16 protein-coding genes are annotated in these 17,519 nt (G+C 60.3%); 9 read left to right on the top strand and 7 right to left on the bottom strand.

Annotated elements, in window-relative coordinates; all coding sequences use genetic code 11:
• Positions 1-31: 31 nt before the first annotated feature.
• From ROS217_RS07035 to ROS217_RS07015, 5 genes are all read right to left on the bottom strand, one after another.
• Positions 32-1,612: a gamma-glutamyltransferase family protein gene (locus ROS217_RS07035; protein WP_009817004.1), complete on the bottom strand. Its 1,581-nt coding sequence runs from the start codon at positions 1,610-1,612 to the stop codon at positions 32-34.
• Between the two features lie 3 nt (positions 1,613-1,615).
• A complete protein-coding gene (locus ROS217_RS07030; RefSeq protein WP_009817003.1) occupies positions 1,616-2,941 on the bottom strand; it encodes a TRAP transporter large permease in 1,326 nt (441 codons plus the stop codon).
• A 9-nt stretch (positions 2,942-2,950) separates the two neighbouring features.
• Positions 2,951-3,475: a TRAP transporter small permease subunit gene (locus ROS217_RS07025; protein WP_009817002.1), complete on the bottom strand. Its 525-nt coding sequence runs from the start codon at positions 3,473-3,475 to the stop codon at positions 2,951-2,953.
• Entirely contained in the window at positions 3,475-4,539 is a 1,065-nt protein-coding gene (locus ROS217_RS07020; protein ID WP_009817001.1) for a TRAP transporter substrate-binding protein, read from the bottom strand. Before ROS217_RS07020 ends, ROS217_RS07025 begins: the two co-directional genes overlap by 1 nt.
• Positions 4,540-4,786: 247 nt before the next feature.
• Positions 4,787-6,640 (bottom strand): sigma-54 interaction domain-containing protein, encoded by a 1,854-nt coding sequence (locus ROS217_RS07015; protein ID WP_009817000.1) that lies wholly within the window; start codon positions 6,638-6,640, stop codon positions 4,787-4,789.
• Between the two features lie 208 nt (positions 6,641-6,848).
• Between ROS217_RS07015 and ROS217_RS07010 the strand changes: the two genes are divergently transcribed.
• Genes ROS217_RS07010 through cynS form a run of 4 tightly spaced genes read left to right on the top strand, consistent with a single transcriptional unit; the run spans position 6,849 to position 10,486 of the window.
• Positions 6,849-8,225 (top strand): CmpA/NrtA family ABC transporter substrate-binding protein, encoded by a 1,377-nt coding sequence (locus ROS217_RS07010; RefSeq protein WP_009816999.1) that lies wholly within the window; start codon positions 6,849-6,851, stop codon positions 8,223-8,225.
• 3 nt (positions 8,226-8,228) lie between these two features.
• Positions 8,229-9,062 carry a nitrate ABC transporter permease gene (gene ntrB, locus ROS217_RS07005; protein ID WP_009816998.1) on the top strand — a complete coding sequence of 278 codons (834 nt, stop codon included), beginning with the start codon at positions 8,229-8,231 and terminating at the stop codon, positions 9,060-9,062.
• A gap of 11 nt (positions 9,063-9,073) precedes the next feature.
• Complete coding sequence (locus ROS217_RS07000) at positions 9,074-9,976, top strand: ABC transporter ATP-binding protein (RefSeq protein WP_009816997.1); 903 nt, start codon at positions 9,074-9,076, stop codon at positions 9,974-9,976.
• Between the two features lie 39 nt (positions 9,977-10,015).
• Positions 10,016-10,486, top strand: coding sequence for a cyanase (cynS, locus tag ROS217_RS06995; RefSeq protein ID WP_254656382.1), 471 nt, complete (start codon positions 10,016-10,018; stop codon positions 10,484-10,486).
• 312 nt (positions 10,487-10,798) lie between these two features.
• Here cynS and ROS217_RS06990 read toward each other — a convergent pair whose 3' ends face one another.
• Positions 10,799-11,077 (bottom strand): hypothetical protein, encoded by a 279-nt coding sequence (locus ROS217_RS06990; RefSeq protein WP_009816995.1) that lies wholly within the window; start codon positions 11,075-11,077, stop codon positions 10,799-10,801.
• Positions 11,078-11,224: 147 nt separating this feature from the next.
• Positions 11,225-12,517 carry a nicotinate phosphoribosyltransferase gene (pncB, locus tag ROS217_RS06985; protein ID WP_009816994.1) on the bottom strand — a complete coding sequence of 431 codons (1,293 nt, stop codon included), beginning with the start codon at positions 12,515-12,517 and terminating at the stop codon, positions 11,225-11,227.
• 286 nt (positions 12,518-12,803) lie between these two features.
• Here pncB and ROS217_RS06980 point away from each other — a divergent pair, with 286 nt between their 5' ends.
• From ROS217_RS06980 to ROS217_RS24330, 5 genes are all read left to right on the top strand, one after another.
• On the top strand, positions 12,804-13,934 hold the full coding sequence (locus ROS217_RS06980; RefSeq protein WP_040650431.1) for a TRAP transporter substrate-binding protein: 1,131 nt from the start codon (positions 12,804-12,806) through the stop codon (positions 13,932-13,934).
• A 78-nt stretch (positions 13,935-14,012) separates the two neighbouring features.
• Complete coding sequence (locus ROS217_RS06975; protein ID WP_009816992.1) at positions 14,013-14,597, top strand: TRAP transporter small permease subunit; 585 nt, start codon at positions 14,013-14,015, stop codon at positions 14,595-14,597.
• The gene (locus ROS217_RS06970; RefSeq protein WP_009816991.1) at positions 14,594-16,012 is read left to right on the top strand and encodes a TRAP transporter large permease; all 1,419 of its coding nucleotides are present in this window, start codon (positions 14,594-14,596) and stop codon (positions 16,010-16,012) included. Before ROS217_RS06975 ends, ROS217_RS06970 begins: the two co-directional genes overlap by 4 nt.
• Positions 16,002-17,345 (top strand): amidase, encoded by a 1,344-nt coding sequence (locus ROS217_RS06965; protein ID WP_009816990.1) that lies wholly within the window; start codon positions 16,002-16,004, stop codon positions 17,343-17,345. Before ROS217_RS06970 ends, ROS217_RS06965 begins: the two co-directional genes overlap by 11 nt.
• A gap of 15 nt (positions 17,346-17,360) precedes the next feature.
• Positions 17,361-17,519: a hypothetical protein gene (locus ROS217_RS24330; RefSeq protein WP_009816989.1), complete on the top strand. Its 159-nt coding sequence runs from the start codon at positions 17,361-17,363 to the stop codon at positions 17,517-17,519.

Below are 17,519 nucleotides of genomic sequence, written 5' to 3'. Positions count from 1 at the left end.
CGGTGCCGCACGCGACACACCCAAGAGTGACTCACTCGGTAATGGCGGCCCCGTCCGAGCGTGGGTCGGCTGCGGCCTCGATCAATCCCGAGGCATGGCGCACCACCGCTCCGGCATGGCCGGCAAGATCAGAATAGGGTGCGATCAGCTCGACCTCATGCCCGGCCCGTTGCAGTGTCGCAACCAGATCCGGGTTGAAACGATCCTCGAGTTTCAGAGATGTGGTGTCTTGCCCCCATGTCTTGCCCAAGAGCCAACGGGGCGCGGTCACGGCCGCTTGCAGGTCCATGCCAAACTGGACATAGCGCGTGAAGACGGCGGATTGCGTCTGGGGCTGGCCTTCGCCGCCCATCGTGCCATAGGCCATGACCCGCCCGTCGTGCAATTCGGCCATGGCGGGATTAAGCGTGTGGAACGGGCGCTTGCCAGGAGCGAGCTGGTTCGGCCCCGGAGCCAGCGCAAATCCCGCGCCACGGTTCTGAAAGAAGACGCCTGTGTCCGGGCATGTGAGCCCCGAGCCGAATTCCCAAAAGACCGATTGGATAAAGCTGACCACGGTGCCGTCGGCGTCGCAGGCCCCCATCCAGATCGTGTCGCCGTCTTTGGGCTCATAAGGCCAGGGCAGTGCCTTGGTTTTGTCAATCCGCGCCGCCAGCACGTCCAGCGCCGCATCCATCAGCCAATCCTGCGCCGGTGTCGCCATATGGGTGTGGTCACCCAGTTCGGCATTGCGCCGGATGAACGCCTGTTTTGTGGATTCGATCAGCCCATGGATGTGATCAAAGCCTTCACCCGTCGTCACGAGCAGACGGTCAAATAGGCCAAGGATCATCAGGGATGAGATCCCCTGCGTGGGCGGTATCATGTTGTAGAGCCGCCCTTGCGATGTCTCCAAACTCAGTGGCGTCACCTGCTCTGCGGTATAGGCGCTGAAATCTTCGGCGCGCAGCGGGCTGCCGTTGGCCTCGAGATAGGCGGCATGGGTGCGGGCCAGCGGACCGTCATAGTAGGCGCGCAGGCCCTCGTCTGACAGGTGGCGCAGGGTACGGGCGAGGGCCGATTGACGAAGATGCGCGCCCGCCTCCGGCACCTTGCCACCGATCAGAAAGGTCTCGGCAAAGCCCGGAACGTCGCGCAGCCCGTCCAGTTTTTCAGCCGTGGTGCGGGATTGATTACCAGTCACGGCGATACCGTGTTCGGCATAGGCAATCGCCGGGGCCAAAAGGCGAGAGAGCGGCAGCCTTGTCTCCTGCACCCCAAGCGCAGCTTGCCAGCCACCGATTGTGCCGGGAACGGTCAGCGCAGCCAAACCGCCCCGCGTAGGGATCGCACGATCATGCCCGCGCGCCGCATACCACTCGGGTGTCGCCAGCGCCGCCGCCTGTCCGCCCGCAAAGATGCCGACGGGCGTCTTGCCCGGTTGCTTGATCAGCCAGAACCCATCTCCGCCGATGCCGTTCATATGCGGATAGACCACGGCAATCGTGGCAGCAGCGGCAACCATCGCCTCTATCGCCGTGCCACCGTCGCGCAGCACATCGCGCCCCGCCAGAGCGGCGGCGCGGTGGGGTGCGGACACCGCGCCGTTATATCCCAAGGCAGCATGGAGCATGAGTCACCATCCGATCGCTTGGGGCAGCCATGTGGCCAGCCCCGGTGAAAAATAGACAAGGCTCAACGCGACAAGCTGGAGGCCGATGAAGGGCAGAACGCCTTTGTAGATGTCCGACGTCGTGACCTCAGGCGGGGCGACGCCCTTGAGAAAGAACAGCGCCCAGCCGAAGGGTGGCGTGAGAAACGAGGTTTGCAGGTTCATCGCCACCAGAATGGCAATCCATGTCAGATCCGCGCCCGATTGCATGAAAATCGGCAAAAAGAGCGGCAAAGCGATGTAGGAAATCTCGATCCATTCCAGAAAGAAACCCAGCACGAAGAGCAAGAGCATCAGGAAAAAGATCTGACCGTCCAGCCCCCCCGGAACGCTGGAAAACGCTGATTGCACCAGATGTTCGCCCCCAAGGCCGCGAAAGGCCAACCCGAATGGCTGGGCGAAGATCAGGATCAGGAACACCATGGCTGAGGTGACAAACGCCGCGCGCATCGCGTCGCGCAGGATCGAGAGATTGAGCCGTCCTGCCAGCGCCGCGAGAACGATAGAGCCGAACGCGCCCATGGATGCGGCCTCGGTCGGGGCAGCAACGCCGCCGATGATCGAGCCCAAGACCAGCACGATCAGGGCAATGGGCGGAAAGACGACCTTGAGCAGTTTGCCTGCAAGTTCGCCACGCAGCATCGCGGCGCGCTCCTCGAGTGGGATGGCGGGCAGGGTCTTGGGCGAAAGAAACCCGAGGATGAGAACATAGCCCACAAACAGTCCCGCCAGCATCAGCCCCGGCAAGAGCGCCGCCGCAAAGAGCGTACCCACGGATTGCCCCATGATATCGGCAAGCAGGATCAGAACCAGACTGGGCGGAATGATCTGCCCAAGCGTGCCCGAGGCACAGATGACACCTGCCGCCACGCTGGCGCTGTAGCCCCGCTTGATCACCGGGCCGAGTGCGATCAGCCCCATCGTGACCACGGTCGCACCGACCACACCAGAGGCCGCCCCCATCAGCACGCCAACGAGAATGATCGCCAACGCCATTCCCCCGCGCAAGCCGCCCATGGCAAAGCCGATCACCTCCAGCAGGTCTTCGGCTATTCGGGATTTTTCGAGCATGATCCCCATGAAGATGAAGAGGGGCAGCGCCAGAAGCGTGTAATTGGTGATCACCCCGAATATCCGCGCGGGCATCAGCGTGAAGAGCATGGAGCCAAAGCCCATGTAGCCAAACACAAACCCTGTCACGCCAAGGCAAATCGCTACCGGCATGCCAATGAGCAACAGGATGAAGAATGCGCCGATCATGCACAGCGCGAGAATTTCTGTATAGGGCATTGGACTTGCCTATTCCTGTCTTGCTGGAGGACGTGTCATCAGTTTGAGCGCGGCATGTCCGGTCATCGCCACTGCCTGCACCGCCAAGAGCACGAAGGCCAAGGGCATGGTCGCCTTGAGCAGGTAGCGATATCCGAGACCGCCGGGGTCGGGCGAGCCTTCGTTGATCGCATAGCTCGATTGTACGTAGGCGATGCAAAGCCAGGCAATGATGAGCGCGAGGGCAATAAGGGCGATGTTAGAGACGAAATCAACCAGCGCCTGCGTCCTGGGGCGCATCGTGCCGTAGAAGATATCGACCCGAACCTCGCCCCCCTGATTGAGACCGTAAGACATGCCAAAGAGCGCGCTCACGGCCATGATGTGCCACTCGGCCTCTTGCAAGGCGACGGTGCCGTAGGAAAAGAGGTAGCGCGCCAACACATTGAACGCGACAACGAGCACCAGTGCCAGCGCGCTCCATGCCGCGACATGTCCGGTCACACGGACGAGGCCAGAGGCCCCGTCCGTAACGCGTTTGATCCCGGCCTGCATCACAAGGCGTAGAGCGGCTTTTCGGACACCGAGGCCCAGCTGTCATGCTCTGCCTTGAACGCCATAAAGGCGTCATGCACCTTTTTGGTCGCCGGATCGGCGGCGGCGCCTTCCTCCAGCACCTTCTGCGTGACGGCTTTCAGCTCGTCCACCACGTCCTGCGGCAAGGTGTTGGCGATCACGCCCTCATTCTCGACCAGATCCTTGAGGGCGGCGGCGTTATTCGCCTCGCACCATGTGTGGCTCTCGAGATTGCAGGCCATGGCGGCGGTGGACACGATCGCCTGAAGATCGGCCGGCAGCGTGTCCCACGCGGCCTTGTTGATCAAGAGTTCGGTCACGTTGGAGGGTTCGTGCCAGCCGGTCGTGTAGTAATATTTGGCCGCGTTGTGCAATCCGAGGCGACGATCCTGATAGGGTCCGACAAATTCCGCCGCATCAATCACGCCGCGTTCCAGCGCCGGGAAAATCTCGCCGCCCGGCAGCAGTTTCACATCGACACCCAGCGCGGCATAGACTTTGCCGGCAAGGCCGGGGATGCGCATCTTGAGGTCTTTGAAATCGGCGACGCTCTCGATCGGTTCACGGAACCAGCCGGTCATCTGCACGCCGGTATTGCCCATCGGCAGCGCCTTGAGGCCAAGCGGCTCGTAGAGTTCGTCCCAGAGCGCCATGCCGCCGCCATGATAGAGCCACGCCGTCATGCCCTGAAAGTTCATGCCAAAGGGCACAGTCGTGAAATACTGCGCCGCAGGCAGTTTTCCGGCCCAGAAATAGGCGTTTGCGGCGTTCATTTCGACCGCGCCACCGCGCACGGCGTCAAAGCCTTCGAGCGCCGGGATCAACTCACCCGCAGCGAAATGCTGAATGGTGAGGCGACCATCAGACATGGCGGCAACCTTGTCGCAGAAATCCTTGGGGCTGCCCGGACCCTCGACATAAAAGGGGGAACCGGGACCATAGGCGTTGGTCATTTTCCATGCGAAACTCGTCTGTGCCCGCGCAATGCTCGGTGCGGCCAGAGGGGCGGCGGCAGTGGCCGCCAGAAACTTGCGTCTGTCCATAGTCCTGTCCTTTTCCATCGGTTGCAGATGGGCAGACCATGATGTTCCGAAGACCAGAAACCAGATTCCGCAGCGCGGAAAATACGAGCTTGCCGCGTTCTGTATACAATTTTGGTGAAATTCAGGCAGGGTGGCTAGAAAATGAGCAGCATATAAAGGTTTGGCGGGCGCGGCACGGCAGATTCGCCATATCTCTGCCTCCCGACTCGGATGAGTTCGCGCGCAGGACAGCTATGTCCCGTCGGCCTCAGGCCCAGTCTGCCTCGACGATATTCAGGGTGCCGATGCGGGAATATAGCGTTGTCGGCTTGATCCCGAGCAAGGCGGCGGCACCGGAGGGACCAGCAATGCGGCCGCGTGTTTCGCGCAGGGCGGCGATCAGATTGACCCGAACCAAGTCCTGCATCTGCGCTTCGGTCCGAAAGGATCGGCCTGTCTCTGCCTGCGGACCCACGCCGCCCAGTTCGACAACCAGCTTGCGATCCTGTGACACAATCGCGGCCCGTTCCATCACGTTGTGAAGTTCGCGCACATTGCCGGGCCAGTCGTAGGATTGAAGCTGTTGCACCACCCCTTCGGTCAACACCGGTTCCGGGCGGTTGAGCCTGCGACAGGCGATCTTGAGCAGATGGGCGGCCAGAAGCGGGATATCTTCTTGCCGGTCGCGGAGTGGCTGGCAGGTGATCGGGAAGACGTTGAGAAACAAATACAGGTCTTCGCGGATGCGGTGAGAGCGGCGGGCCTGTTTGTCCGACAGTGTGGTCGAGGCGATGACGCGTATATCGAGCGGCTTTTCGCGGGTATCGCCCAGACGGGTCACGGCGCTGTTTTGCAGCGCGGCCAAAAGTTTGCCCTGTATCTCAAAGGGCAGTTCCTCGACATCATCGAGAAAGAGCGTGCCGCTATGCGCCAGTTCCAGTTTGCCGGGCTTGTCGCGTGTGGCACCGTTGGGGGCGCCGCGCACCTGACCCCATAATTCGGCCTCCACCTCTTCGGGCGCGACAGAGCCGCATTTGAAATGAATGAGGGGACGGCGGGCGCGCGGGCTCGCCTTATGAATGGCGGTGGCGACAAGTGATTTGCCGGTGCCGGTTTCCCCGCTGATAAACACGGTGGCATCGGTGCGTGCCACAAGGTCGATGCGTTGAACGGTCTGGCGCACCGCTGGCGACGCGCCGATGATGTTGTGATGCGCGCGTTCTGTGGTGATCGCCTCTTGCAGATAGGCGTTTTCCTGTTCCAGCCGGTCGCGGAGCGCGGCAACCTCTGTCATCGCCTCGCGCAGCTTGCGTTCGTTTTCCTTGCGCTCGGTGATGTCGCGAAAGATCACCACAGCCCCCGCCAGAACATTCTGATCGTAGATCGGGGTTGAGACATATTCGACGCGGATCGGTTTGCCATCCTTGCGCCAGAACACCTCATCCTCGATGCGGTTGACCTCTTCAAAGCGGAAGGATTGATAGATCGGGCAATCATGCGCGTGATAGACATCGCCGTTCAGATGGTGGTGGTGGATCACGGAATGAATGTCGTGACCCAAGAGATCCTCGGCGGTCCAGCCCAGCATTTCCTGTGCAGCGCGGTTGAGAAAGGTGGTCTTGCCATCCGCGTTGACGCCGTAGATCCCTTCTCCGGCGGCATTCAGGATCAACTGGTTCTGACGTTCCAGTTCGGAAAAGAATTCCTGTGCCCGCCGCCATTCGAGCAGGCCCGAGCGGTGCAGTTCGGCGGCCTGCGCGATGCGGTCGTGCCGCTCCATTTCCGCGAGATCGAGCAGGGTCAAGGCGAGGAGCGACGGGGCATTGGCAACCAGCCTGCCCCGGATTTCAACGCGCAGGGGCGTGCCTTTGGTGGTGGCGAGGGTAATGTCGCGGCTCCATGCCTCGCCCCGATGGGCGATTTCATCCACCAGGACGATAAAGCCGGGCAGGCTGGCCCCGACCAGAGGCGAAAAGATGGCGCCGGGGGCCGGCTCCAGATCGAGCAGCTTGCGGGCGCGAGGATTGGCAGCGACGATCCGGTCGGCGACAAGGTCGATCACCAGCGCCGCCTCGGCCAGCGCATCAAGCAGGGAATCGGGGGTTGTCGGTATCTCTCGCATGGGATCAGGAAACACTGCCGCATCGCAGCACGGCAATACGAAATATCGTAAATTACGAAAACCCGTAAGTGTCTCTTGGTATGGAATTATATTAACTATATGTAATCATGTTGAAATTTAACGTGCTTAAAATTTAGGCGCTCCCCTTTTGTGTCGGATCGCTTCGTCGGATCATGGGCGCAACTGTATCTGAGCGAGAGGACGCGAGATGACAACGAAGAGCCTTGGCGACCCATTTTCGGAAAAGAACGATCTGCGCCACGGCGCGTCCTGTGGCTGCGCGACATGCAAGACAGCGGCGCACGGGTCCGCCGCGCAGGTGATGTCCGCTGACGCGATGCTGGAGCGCGCGGTCGAAAGCGCCGTGGTGCGGTCGGTGTTCGGTCACAGCGACATCGGGCGGCGGTCGTTCATGGGGATGATGGGCGGCGGCACGGTTGCGGCGGCCCTTGCGTCGGTGTTTCCGCTCGATGCGGCCAAGGCGGCCATTCTGGATAATCTCGGCACGCCGGAAAAGACCGATCTCAATATCGGGTTCGTGCCGATCACCTGCGCCACGCCGATCATCATGGCGCAGCCGATGGGGTTCTATGAGCGCTACGGCTTGAACGCGAGCGTGATCAAGACCGCCGGTTGGGCCGTGGCGCGCGACAAGTCGCTCTCGGGGGAATATGACGCGAGCCACATGCTGACACCGATGCCTCTGGCCATGACACTCGGGGCAGGCTCGACCGCCGTTCCCTACATTATGCCCGCCGTCGAGAACATCAACGGACAGGCCATCGTGCTGTCGAACGAGCATCTGGACAAGCGCGACCCCAAGCAATGGAAGGGATTCACCTTTGGTGTGCCGTTCGAATATTCGATGCACAACTTCCTGCTGCGCTATTATGTGGCCGAACATGGGCTTGACCCGGATGTGGATATCCAGATCCGCGTGGTGCCGCCGCCCGAAATGGTGGCGAACCTGCGTGCCGGGAACCTTGACGGTTATCTCTCGCCTGACCCGTTCAATCAACGCGCCGTGTGGGAGGGGATCGGCTTTATCCATATCCTGACCAAGGAGATCTGGGAGGGGCACCCCTGCTGCGCCTTTGCTGCACCGCTGAGTTTTGCCACGGATATGCCCAACACCTATGGTGCGCTGCTCAAGGCGATCATCGACGCCACGCAATACGCCTCGAACCCAGAGAACCGCAAGGAAATCTCGGCGGCGATTGCGCCCACCAACTATCTCAATCAGCCGGTCGAAGTGATCGAACAGGTGCTGACCGGCACCTATGCTGATGGTCTGGGCGCGGTCCAGCAAGTGCCTGACAGGATCGACTTTGATCCCTTCCCCTGGCATTCGATGGGTGTGTGGATCCTTACCCAGATGAAGCGGTGGGGCTACATTGAAAATGACATTGACTACAAGGCTGTGGCCGAACAGGTCTATCTGGCTGCCGATGCCAAGAAGGTGATGAACGATCTGGGTTATGACGCGCCCGACATCACCTACAAATCGCACACCATCATGGGCAAGACATTCGATCCGGCAGAGCCCGAGGCCTATGTCAAAAGCTTCGCCATTGGGAAGGGCTGAGCGATGTCGACGCTGTCGCTGAACCAGCGCGCCTTGCTCTTGTCTGTGGTGCTGCTTTTTGTCGGGCTCTTTGTCTGGGAGATGGCGATCCCGGCACAAAAGGCCGTGGGCGAATTGACGGAATACGAGCGGTTGACCGGCGGGGGCGCGCAAAAGGCAGGTGTGCCGCCCCCCTCTCAGGTCCTGGCCAAGGCGTGGGAAGAACTGAGCAATCCGTTCTACGATGCCGGGCCCAACGACAAGGGGATCGGGATTCAGATCGGCTATTCGATCTACCGGGTGCTGTCTGGCTATCTGATGGCGGCGCTGGTGGCGATACCGCTGGGGTTCCTGATCGGCATGTCGCCGGTCGCCTACAAGGCGCTGAACCCGTTCATTCAGGTGCTGCGCCCCATTTCGCCACTCGCATGGATGCCGCTGGCCCTCTTCATCATTCAGGACAGCGAGGCGAGCGCCATTTTCGTGATCTTCATCTGCTCAATCTGGCCGATGCTGATCAACACGGCCTTTGGAGTGGCAGGTGTGCGCAAGGATTGGGTGAATGTGGCGCGGACGCATGAGCTGGGTCATTTGAAGACCGCGTTTACCGTCATCCTGCCTGCCGCCGCGCCGACCATCGTGACCGGTATGCGGATCTCCATCGGCATCGCGTGGTTGGTGATCGTCGCCGCCGAGATGCTCGTAGGTGGGACGGGCATTGGCTACTACGTCTGGAACGAGTGGAACAACCTCGATCTGACCTCGGTCATCTTTTCGATCCTGATGATCGGCATTGTCGGCATGATGCTGGATGCGGCCTTTGCCACGCTCCAGCGCGCCGTGGCCTATGCGGAATAAGGAGCCGTGAGATGAGCAAACCATTTCTGTCGATCGAGAATCTGACCCAGTGTTATCCGGATGGCCAAGGCGGCACGATGACCGTCTTCGAGAACGCCACCTTCGGGGTGGAAAAGGGCGAATTCGTCGTTATTCTCGGGCATTCGGGCTGTGGCAAATCCACCATCATGAACATCCTCGCGGGCCTTGCAGAGCCGACCAGCGGTGTGGTCAAGATGGATGGGTATGAGGTATCGGGGCCAAGTCTGGACCGGGGCGTGGTGTTTCAGAACTATTCCCTGCTGCCCTGGCTCAGCACGCTCAAGAACGTGAGCTTTGGGGTTGCTGCCCGGCATCCTGACTGGTCCAAGGCCAAGGTGCTGGACCATTCCCGCGAATATCTGGCGATGGTGGGGCTGGAAGGGGATGTAATCCACCGCAAGCCCAGCCAATTGTCTGGCGGCATGCGGCAGCGGGTGTCGATTGCCCGCGCCTTTGCCAATCACCCCAAGCTCTTGTTGCTGGATGAACCGTTTGGCGCGCTCGATGCGTTGACGCGGGGCACAATTCAGGACGAACTGCTCAAGATATGGGGCGGCACCGGGCAGACCGTGTTCATGATCACCCATGACATCGACGAGGCCATCTTGCTGGCGGACCGTATCCTGCTGATGACCAACGGTCCCTTTGCCCGCGTGGCCGAGTCGGTCGAGATCACGATCCCGCGCCCGCGCAACCGGACCGAGATCGTGGAGCATCCCAACTATTACCCGATCCGCAACCATATGGTGCAGTTTCTAGGCAAACGGTCAAAGGAATTGGCCGGCCAAGCGTCGGATGGGGCAGCACAGTCCCCTGCGACCGTTCGGATCGAGAGGACACCGCCGGAGGATGAGAGCGGCGAGGCCCGACGGCTGCGCGCCGTGAATCTGTGACACCGATTTTCACCTGAGACCAAAGGAATGGAGGACACCATGAAAGACACTTTGAATATGCCCGCACTGATGACCAAGGAGGATGTGACCACCCTGATCCTGATCGCGAAGAAAAAGACCGGGATGAAATGGGAAGAGATCGCAGAGGGCATCGGCATGTCGCCGGTCTGGACCCACTCTGCCTGCATGGGCATGAACACCATGCCCAAAGCCAAGGCAGAGGCGCTTGTGGCGCTTCTCGATCTGCCGGAGGAGGCGGTTTCGGTGCTGGAGGAATATCCGACCAAGATCTGGGAACAGGCGGTGCCGACCGATCCCTGTATCTATCGCCTCTATGAGATCGTGGGCGTTTACGGCCCGACGATGAAGGCGCTGATCCAAGAAGAGTTTGGTGATGGCATCATGTCGGCGATTGATTTCGACATGAAGATCACCCGCGTCGCCAATCCCAAGGGTGACCGCGTCAAGGTTGAGATGTCGGGCAAGTTTCTGGGGTATAATTCCTGGTAACAAGGATCATTCAGTGCCGGGTTCAATCAGGGACGCCGGGACAGGTTGAAAGACCGGGCCACGGAACGGTGCCGAGCGGCGCAGAGGGAGTGCGCCGCTCGGATGGCTCACTAAGTTACAAAAGGAAATCTGACGCCTCGAGATCAGACAAGGCAACGTCGTCAATTCGAAGCACCTCCGCCCCGCCAAAGCGCAGAACGTGTCATCGTTGCGTGTACTTGCAAGGTCGAGCAGTTGGGCGACTCTTGCCAACGCATAGGCGGTCAGATCAATCATATCCGCTGCGGATCGCGTGGATCGGAGTGTAGACCTCTAGCAGGGGCACACCAAGCGCGCGCGCGCCGTCGGATTCGTCATGGTCGAGTTCATCGACTCCGGCGAAAATATCGCCTTTCGACTCGAATTTCTGGCAATCAGATCGGGATCACTCGCATAGGCGACAAGGCCAGCGTCTTTCCAGATCTTGACGGACAGAATCCCTTCCCGAACAGCGGGCCGCGCGAGAATCTCATCCAGATTGGCGCGTTGCTCCCGCGAGAGTTCGTTGCCATCCGCCAAGTCCTGCGACAGCGGCGCAATCAGGCTCTCCATATAGACTGCGGCCGAAATCGCAGAATTGCGAGTCCCGAGAGCGGCCTCGAACCGCGCCAAGGAGCGTTATGGCACCGCCATATTCGGGGATCTGGCTTCAGACCCTGCCGCATTTGAACAGTCTCGGTGGCCTGGGGTCAGACCGCGCTAGACCAGCACCTCGATCTCGTCCTGGGCGCCGACCCCGAAGACACGCTTGTAGCGGGCAATCTCGCTTGCGGGGCCCATCGCCTTGCGCGGATTGTCCGAGAGCTTGACCGTGGGCCGCCCATTGGCAGCCACCGCCTTGCACACCAGTGAGAAGGGTTCCAGCGCATCATCCGGCGTCAGGCCCCTGAAATCATTGGTCAGAAGCGTGCCCCAGCCAAAGGAACAGCGCACACGCCCCGAGAACCGCTCATGCAAGGCAATGATCCGGTCCACGTCGAGCCCGTCGGAAAAGATCACCATCTTCTTGAGGGGATCCTCGCCGCGCGATTTCCACCAATTGATGGCCGTTTCCGCGGCGTCTTCGGGGGCACCGGAATCGATGCGGATGCCGGTCCATCCGGCCAACCAATCGGGGGCATTGTCGAGAAACCCGCGCGTGCCATAGGTATCGGGCAAGATGATACGCAGGTTGCCATCGTGTTCCTCGTGCCAATCCGAAAGCACCTCATAGGGCGCGCGCGCCAAAGCCGCGTCATCCTCGGCCAAGGCGGCGTAGACCATCGGCAATTCATGGGCATTTGTGCCGATCGCCTCTAGATCGCGGTTCTTGGCGATGAGGCAATTCGACGTGCCGACAAAGCGGTTGCCCAAACGCTCGCTCATCGCCTGCACGCACCAATCCTGCCACAAAAAGGAATGCCGCCGCCGCGTGCCGAAATCGGCGATGCGCAGCCCCTCGATGGGGCGCAGGCGTTCGACCTTTTCCCAGAGTTTCGTCATGGCGCGGGCATAGAGCACCTGAAGCTCGAATTTCTTGAGGTGGTGCAGCACGGCGCGGGAGCGCAATTCCATGAGAACGGCAAGCGCCGGAATTTCCCAAAGCATGACTTCGGGCCAGTTGCCCTCAAAGGTCAGCTCATATTGCCCATCCCGCTTTTCGAGATGATAGGGCGGCAGGCGCAGCGCCTCGAACCAGTCCATGAACTCGGGCGTGAACATGCTGCGCTTGCCATAGAACATGTTGCCCCGCATCCACGTGCTCTCGCCGCGCGACAGGGACAATGACCGGATGTGATCCAGTTGCTCGCGCAGCTCGCCCTCGTCCACCAGTTCGGCCAGACGGATCGAAGTGCTGCGGTTGATCAGGGAAAAGGTGACGGTGGTGTCTGGCCGGTTGCGAAACACCGACTGACACATCAGCAGCTTGTAGAAATCGGTGTCGATCAGAGATCGGACAATCGGGTCGATCTTCCATTTGTGGTTATGCACACGGGTGGCGATATCGACCATGAGCGGCCTCCGGCGGGACAATTGCGGCGGTTAAACCAAAGCGGGCGGGCGCGTGCAAGGCGGATCGGCGGGCACCACCCGCCCTCTGCTCCGGCTTTTTCGAGAGTTTGACGAGAATTCAGGCGGATTTGGTAAATTAATCTTACCAGAATGCTTGCCTTTGCTTGGATAACCGTTACGATCTGGCGTGTGTGGCGGATTGCAGGGCCTCGAATCGCCCGTGGGGGAGACGCTTTGCCCGCCATCAAGAGCAATCTGACGCACAAGAATTTATGGGAGGAATACCATGACAGACAAGTCTAAGATGGACCGACGCTCGTTCCTGCGCCGCGCGGCGGTTGGGGCGCCCGCGATTGCTGCGGGCTCGCTCGCGGCCCCGGCGGTGCTGGCACAGGCGCCGTTGGTTCTCAAAATGCAGACATCCTGGCCCGCCGGCGATATCTGGCAGGAAATGGCACAGGATTACGCGACCCGGGTCGAGGAAATGTCCGGTGGCCGCCTCAAGATCGACGTGCTGCCCGCAGGCGCTGTCGTGGCCGCGTTCCAGGTGCTTGATGCCGTGAATGACGGCGTTCTCGACATGGCGCATTCGGTGCCGGTCTACTGGTACGGCAAGAACAAGGCCGCGTCGCTCTTTGGCACCGGCCCCGTGTTCGGTGGCTCTGCCACAACAATGCTGAGCTGGTTCTATGAAGGCGGCGGCAAGGCGCTCTATGACGAACTGACCCAAGACGTCATGGGCCTGGAAGTCGATGGCTACATGGGCTTCCCGATGTTCGCGCAGCCCTTTGGCTGGTTCAAAGGCGAAGTGAACACTGTTGCCGACCTGAACGGCTTTAAGTATCGCACCGTAGGCCTTGCGGCTGACCTGCTTCAGTCGATGGGCATGTCCGTGGCACAGCTTCCGGGTGGCGAGATCGTCCCCGCGATGGAGCGTGGCGTGATCGACGCGTTCGAGTTCAACAACCCGTCGTCGGACCGGAACTTTGGCGCGCATGATGTGGCCAAGAACTATTACCTGTCCTCGTATCACCAGGCCTCCGAGAGCTTTGAATTCCTGTTCAACAAGCTCACCATGGAAGATCTGGACCCCGATCTGCGTGCGATTCTGAAATACGCGGTCGAAGCGGCCTCTACGGCCAACACCGCCAAAGCGATGCGTCGTTATTCGGCAGACCTCAAGTGGCTGCAAGAAGAGGCCGGTGTCACCATTCACCGCACCTCGACAGACATTCTGAATGGCCAGATCGAGGCATGGGACAAGCTGATCCCAGTTCTCGAAGAAGATCCGTTCATGAAGAAGTGTCTCGACAGCCAGCGTGCTTGGGTTGAACAGGTCACCTACTATGAACTGATGAACGCACCGGATTATGCGCTTGCCTTTGATCACTACTTCCCCGGCAAGCTGAAGATGTAATCACGGTACAATACCGTTGCAACAAGGGCCCCGGCGCAGTAAACGCCGGGGCCACTTTCAAAATAGAGGGGGCTCCGTGTGATCGGTTTCATACGTTTCGCCGACAACCTGTCGGCTTGGTTCGGCAAGGCGTTTGCCTGGCTGATCGTCCTGATGGCCTTTGGCACTGGCTATGAAGTCGTGGTTCGCTACGTCTTCAACAATCCGACCGCCTGGGCGTTGGATGTGTCGTTCATCATGTACGGCACGCTTTTCATGATGGGCGGGGCGTATACCCTGTCGCGGGGCGGTCATGTGCGGGGCGATTTTCTGTATCGCCTCTGGCAGCCACGCAATCAGGCCAAGGTCGATCTGGTGCTCTATATCGTGTTCTTCTTTCCGGGTATCATCGCACTGATCGTGTCGGGCTGGAAATACGCCGCGCGGTCCTGGTCCTATGCCGAGGTGTCGGTCAATAGCCCGGCAGGCATTCCGATCTATCAATTCAAGACGGTGATCGTCGCCGCCGGAATCCTCCTCTTGATCCAAGGCATCGCTCAGGTGTTTCGCTGCATCCACTGCATGCGCACCAATGAGTGGCTCAAGGCCGATGAAGACGTCTTCGAGACCGAAGACCTGCTGATGCAAAAGGCCGCTGAGGCCGAAAAGGACGCACATCCATGACCGATCCGCAAATCGCCCTGATGATGCTGGGCCTTTTCCTAATCTTTGTTTTTCTCGGCTTTCCGATCGCCTTCACCCTCATGGCGATGGGTATTGGCTTTGGCTATTACGCCTACTTCGATGCGAGCCGGATGTGGCGCAGCTTTGACCGGTTGGCTGAGGATGCCGGGGCTTGGGACCAATGGAGTCTCTGGCTTGAGGGCTTCTTTAACAACCGAATATTCGACCTCTTCGTCAATCAGACCTATACGGTGATGTCGAACGAGGTTCTGACCGCTGTGCCGCTGTTCCTCTTCATGGGGTATATCGTCGAGCGGGCGAACATCGTGGACCGGCTGTTCGGGACGCTCAACATCGCAGCCAAGAATATGCCCGGCTCTATGGGCGTGGCGGCACTTGTGACCTGCGCGCTCTTTGCCACGGCCACCGGGATCGTCGGTGCGGTGGTGACGCTGATGGGTCTGCTGGCCCTGCCCGCCATGCTCAAGGCGCGCTATGATCCGTCCTTTGCCTCGGGCATCATCTGCGCGGGTGGCACGTTGGGTATTCTCATTCCGCCCTCGATCATGCTGATCGTCTATGCAGCGGCGTCGAGCGTCTCAATTGTGCGGCTCTATGCGGCGGCGCTCTTGCCGGGTCTTACTCTGGTTGGTCTCTATCTGGTCTACGTGATCGGCCGTTCGATCCTGCAACCGTCTGTGGCCCCGAAGCCCACAAAGGAAGAAATTCCCGACATCCCCAAGAGCCAGCTCATGCTGATGATCTTGACCTCGCTCGTGCCGCTGGCATTCCTGATCCTCGCAGTGCTTGGCTCGATCCTCTTTGGTCTGGCGACCCCGACAGAAGCGGCCTCCATCGGTGCGCTGGGCGGTATCTTCCTCGCCTTTGTCTACCGTGCCATGACATGGCAGCGGATGCGCGAGAGCGTATATCTGACCGTGCGCACCACGGCGATGGTTTGCTGGCTCTTTGTCGGTTCCTACACCTTCTCGGCGGTGTTCTCTTACCTCGGCGGGGAACATGTGATTTCGGAATTCGTCCAGAGCATGAACCTCAGCCCGCTGATGTTCCTGCTGTTGGCACAGCTCATCATCTTCTTGCTGGGCTGGCCGCTGGAATGGTCGGAGATCATCATTATCTTCGTGCCGATCTTTCTGCCGCTCCTGGCGTTCTTTGAGATTGACCCGCTGTTCTTTGGGATTCTGGTGGCTCTCAACCTGCAAACCAGTTTCTTAACGCCACCCATGGCCATGTCGGCCTATTACCTCAAGGGGATCGCCCCGCCAGAGATCAAGCTCACGCAGATTTTCTCGGGCGTCATGCCGTTCCTCTTCTGCGTCTTCATCGCCATGGCTCTGATGTATATCTTTCCGCAGATCGTGTTCTATCTGCCGGAGCTGATGTATGGCAAATAAGGCCGAAATCCTGATGTTGGACGCGTGCACCCTTCGCACGCGTCTGGCCTCAGGGGCGCTGAGCGCTCTGGACTTGGTCGAGGCCTGTATCGCCCGGATCGAGGCACGCGAGCCAGAAATCCGGGCTTGGGCGTGGTTTGACGCCGATTTTGCCCGAATGCAGGCCAAGGCGCTCGACACGCAACGGCAAGCCGGGCGCCCCATCGGGGCGCTGCACGGTCTGCCGGTTGCGCTCAAGGACATCATCGACACCGCCAAGATTCCGACGGAGAACGGCTGTTCGCTGGACGCAGGCCGCATCCCCACCAAGGATGCCGCCATCGTCGCCCGGCTCAAGGCGGCAGGTGCGGTGATCATGGGCAAGACGGTCACGACCGAATTGGCCTATATGCACGCCGGACCCACCCGCAATCCGCTCAATACCGCGCACACGCCGGGCGGCTCGTCCTCGGGCTCTGCGGCGGCGGTGGCGGATGGGATGGTGCCGCTCGCGGTGGGCACGCAGACCGGCGGCTCGGTGATCCGCCCGGCGTCCTATTGCGGCGTGACCGGGTTCAAGCCCAGCTTTGGCGCGATCCCCCGCACCGGCGTTCTGATCCAATCGCCCACGCTCGATACGCTCGGCGTCTTTGCCCGCACGCCCGCCGATGCGGCGCTCTTGGCGGAGGTATTGATGGGCCATGACGCGGGCGATCCGGCGACCGTTCCCGCCCCTGTGCCATCGCTCTTGTCGGTGGCCTCCTCGACCCCTCCGCTCAAACCGGTCTTTGCCTTTGTCCGCCCGCCGGGCTGGGACAAAGCCGATCCGCAACTGCATGCCGCCTTTGAAGAACTGGTTGCGGCCTTGGGCGAACAGGTGTTTGAAGCCCCTCTGCCCACGGCGTTCAGTGAGGCTGCAGAGATCCGGGCACGGATCAATTTTGCGGAGATGGCGAAATACTACTATCGTTATTCCAAATCCATCGACGCTCTCGGCCCACGCACGCAAGAGGCATTGAACGCAGGCAACGCCACGCTCGCGCGGGATTATCTGGCGGCGCTGGATTGGGCCGATGTGCTCTATGCCGGGCTGGGCGAGATCTTTGAGCGCTGCGACGCAATCCTCTGTCCTGCAGCCACTGGGCCCGCCCCCGAAGGGCTGGAATTCACCGGCGATGCGATTTTCAACGGGCTCTGGACGCTGACGGGAACGCCTGCGGTGACCGTGCCTGCCTTTACGGCGGAAAACGGACTGCCGATGGGGATTCAACTGGTTGCCGCACGCGGCAATGACGCGCGACTCTTGCGCAATGCAAACTGGTTTACGGGCTGGCTGAATGAAGCCGGAGCATGAGAAAAGGATGACGATATGAATAGATTTCTGGCGATATTTGCCTTCGCGGTCTTTACCGCCTTTCTCTACATCCTTGTGCGCAAGGTCGGCACGCTGGACCTGTGGATCGTGGTTGGCCTGACGGCAGCCTTGGCGGGGTATGATTTCGTGACCTCGAGCAAGAACAAAAGCTGA

This window comes from Roseovarius sp. 217, from assembly GCF_000152845.1.
In the GTDB taxonomy this organism is placed as follows: Bacteria; Pseudomonadota; Alphaproteobacteria; order Rhodobacterales; family Rhodobacteraceae; genus Roseovarius.
The sequence above is the reverse complement of the archived record's forward strand: the minus strand, read 5'-3'. Positions and strand labels throughout refer to the sequence as shown.

What these genes read in the sequence shown, in the direction of transcription:
- ROS217_RS07035 (WP_009817004.1), bottom strand. Translation starts at nt 1,612, where the DNA reads ATGCTCCATGCTGCCTTGGGATATAACGGCGCGGTGTCCGCACCCCAC.
- ROS217_RS07030 (WP_009817003.1), bottom strand. Translation starts at nt 2,941, where the DNA reads ATGCCCTATACAGAAATTCTCGCGCTGTGCATGATCGGCGCATTCTTC.
- ROS217_RS07025 (WP_009817002.1), bottom strand. Translation starts at nt 3,475, where the DNA reads ATGCAGGCCGGGATCAAACGCGTTACGGACGGGGCCTCTGGCCTCGTC.
- ROS217_RS07020 (WP_009817001.1), bottom strand. Translation starts at nt 4,539, where the DNA reads ATGGACAGACGCAAGTTTCTGGCGGCCACTGCCGCCGCCCCTCTGGCC.
- ROS217_RS07015 (WP_009817000.1), bottom strand. Translation starts at nt 6,640, where the DNA reads ATGCGAGAGATACCGACAACCCCCGATTCCCTGCTTGATGCGCTGGCC.
- ROS217_RS07010 (WP_009816999.1), top strand. Translation starts at nt 6,849, where the DNA reads ATGACAACGAAGAGCCTTGGCGACCCATTTTCGGAAAAGAACGATCTG.
- ntrB (WP_009816998.1), top strand. Translation starts at nt 8,229, where the DNA reads ATGTCGACGCTGTCGCTGAACCAGCGCGCCTTGCTCTTGTCTGTGGTG.
- ROS217_RS07000 (WP_009816997.1), top strand. Translation starts at nt 9,074, where the DNA reads ATGAGCAAACCATTTCTGTCGATCGAGAATCTGACCCAGTGTTATCCG.
- cynS (WP_254656382.1), top strand. Translation starts at nt 10,016, where the DNA reads ATGAAAGACACTTTGAATATGCCCGCACTGATGACCAAGGAGGATGTG.
- ROS217_RS06990 (WP_009816995.1), bottom strand. Translation starts at nt 11,077, where the DNA reads ATGGAGAGCCTGATTGCGCCGCTGTCGCAGGACTTGGCGGATGGCAAC.
- pncB (WP_009816994.1), bottom strand. Translation starts at nt 12,517, where the DNA reads ATGGTCGATATCGCCACCCGTGTGCATAACCACAAATGGAAGATCGAC.
- ROS217_RS06980 (WP_040650431.1), top strand. Translation starts at nt 12,804, where the DNA reads ATGACAGACAAGTCTAAGATGGACCGACGCTCGTTCCTGCGCCGCGCG.
- ROS217_RS06970 (WP_009816991.1), top strand. Translation starts at nt 14,594, where the DNA reads ATGACCGATCCGCAAATCGCCCTGATGATGCTGGGCCTTTTCCTAATC.
- ROS217_RS06965 (WP_009816990.1), top strand. Translation starts at nt 16,002, where the DNA reads ATGGCAAATAAGGCCGAAATCCTGATGTTGGACGCGTGCACCCTTCGC.
- ROS217_RS24330 (WP_009816989.1), top strand. Translation starts at nt 17,361, where the DNA reads ATGAATAGATTTCTGGCGATATTTGCCTTCGCGGTCTTTACCGCCTTT.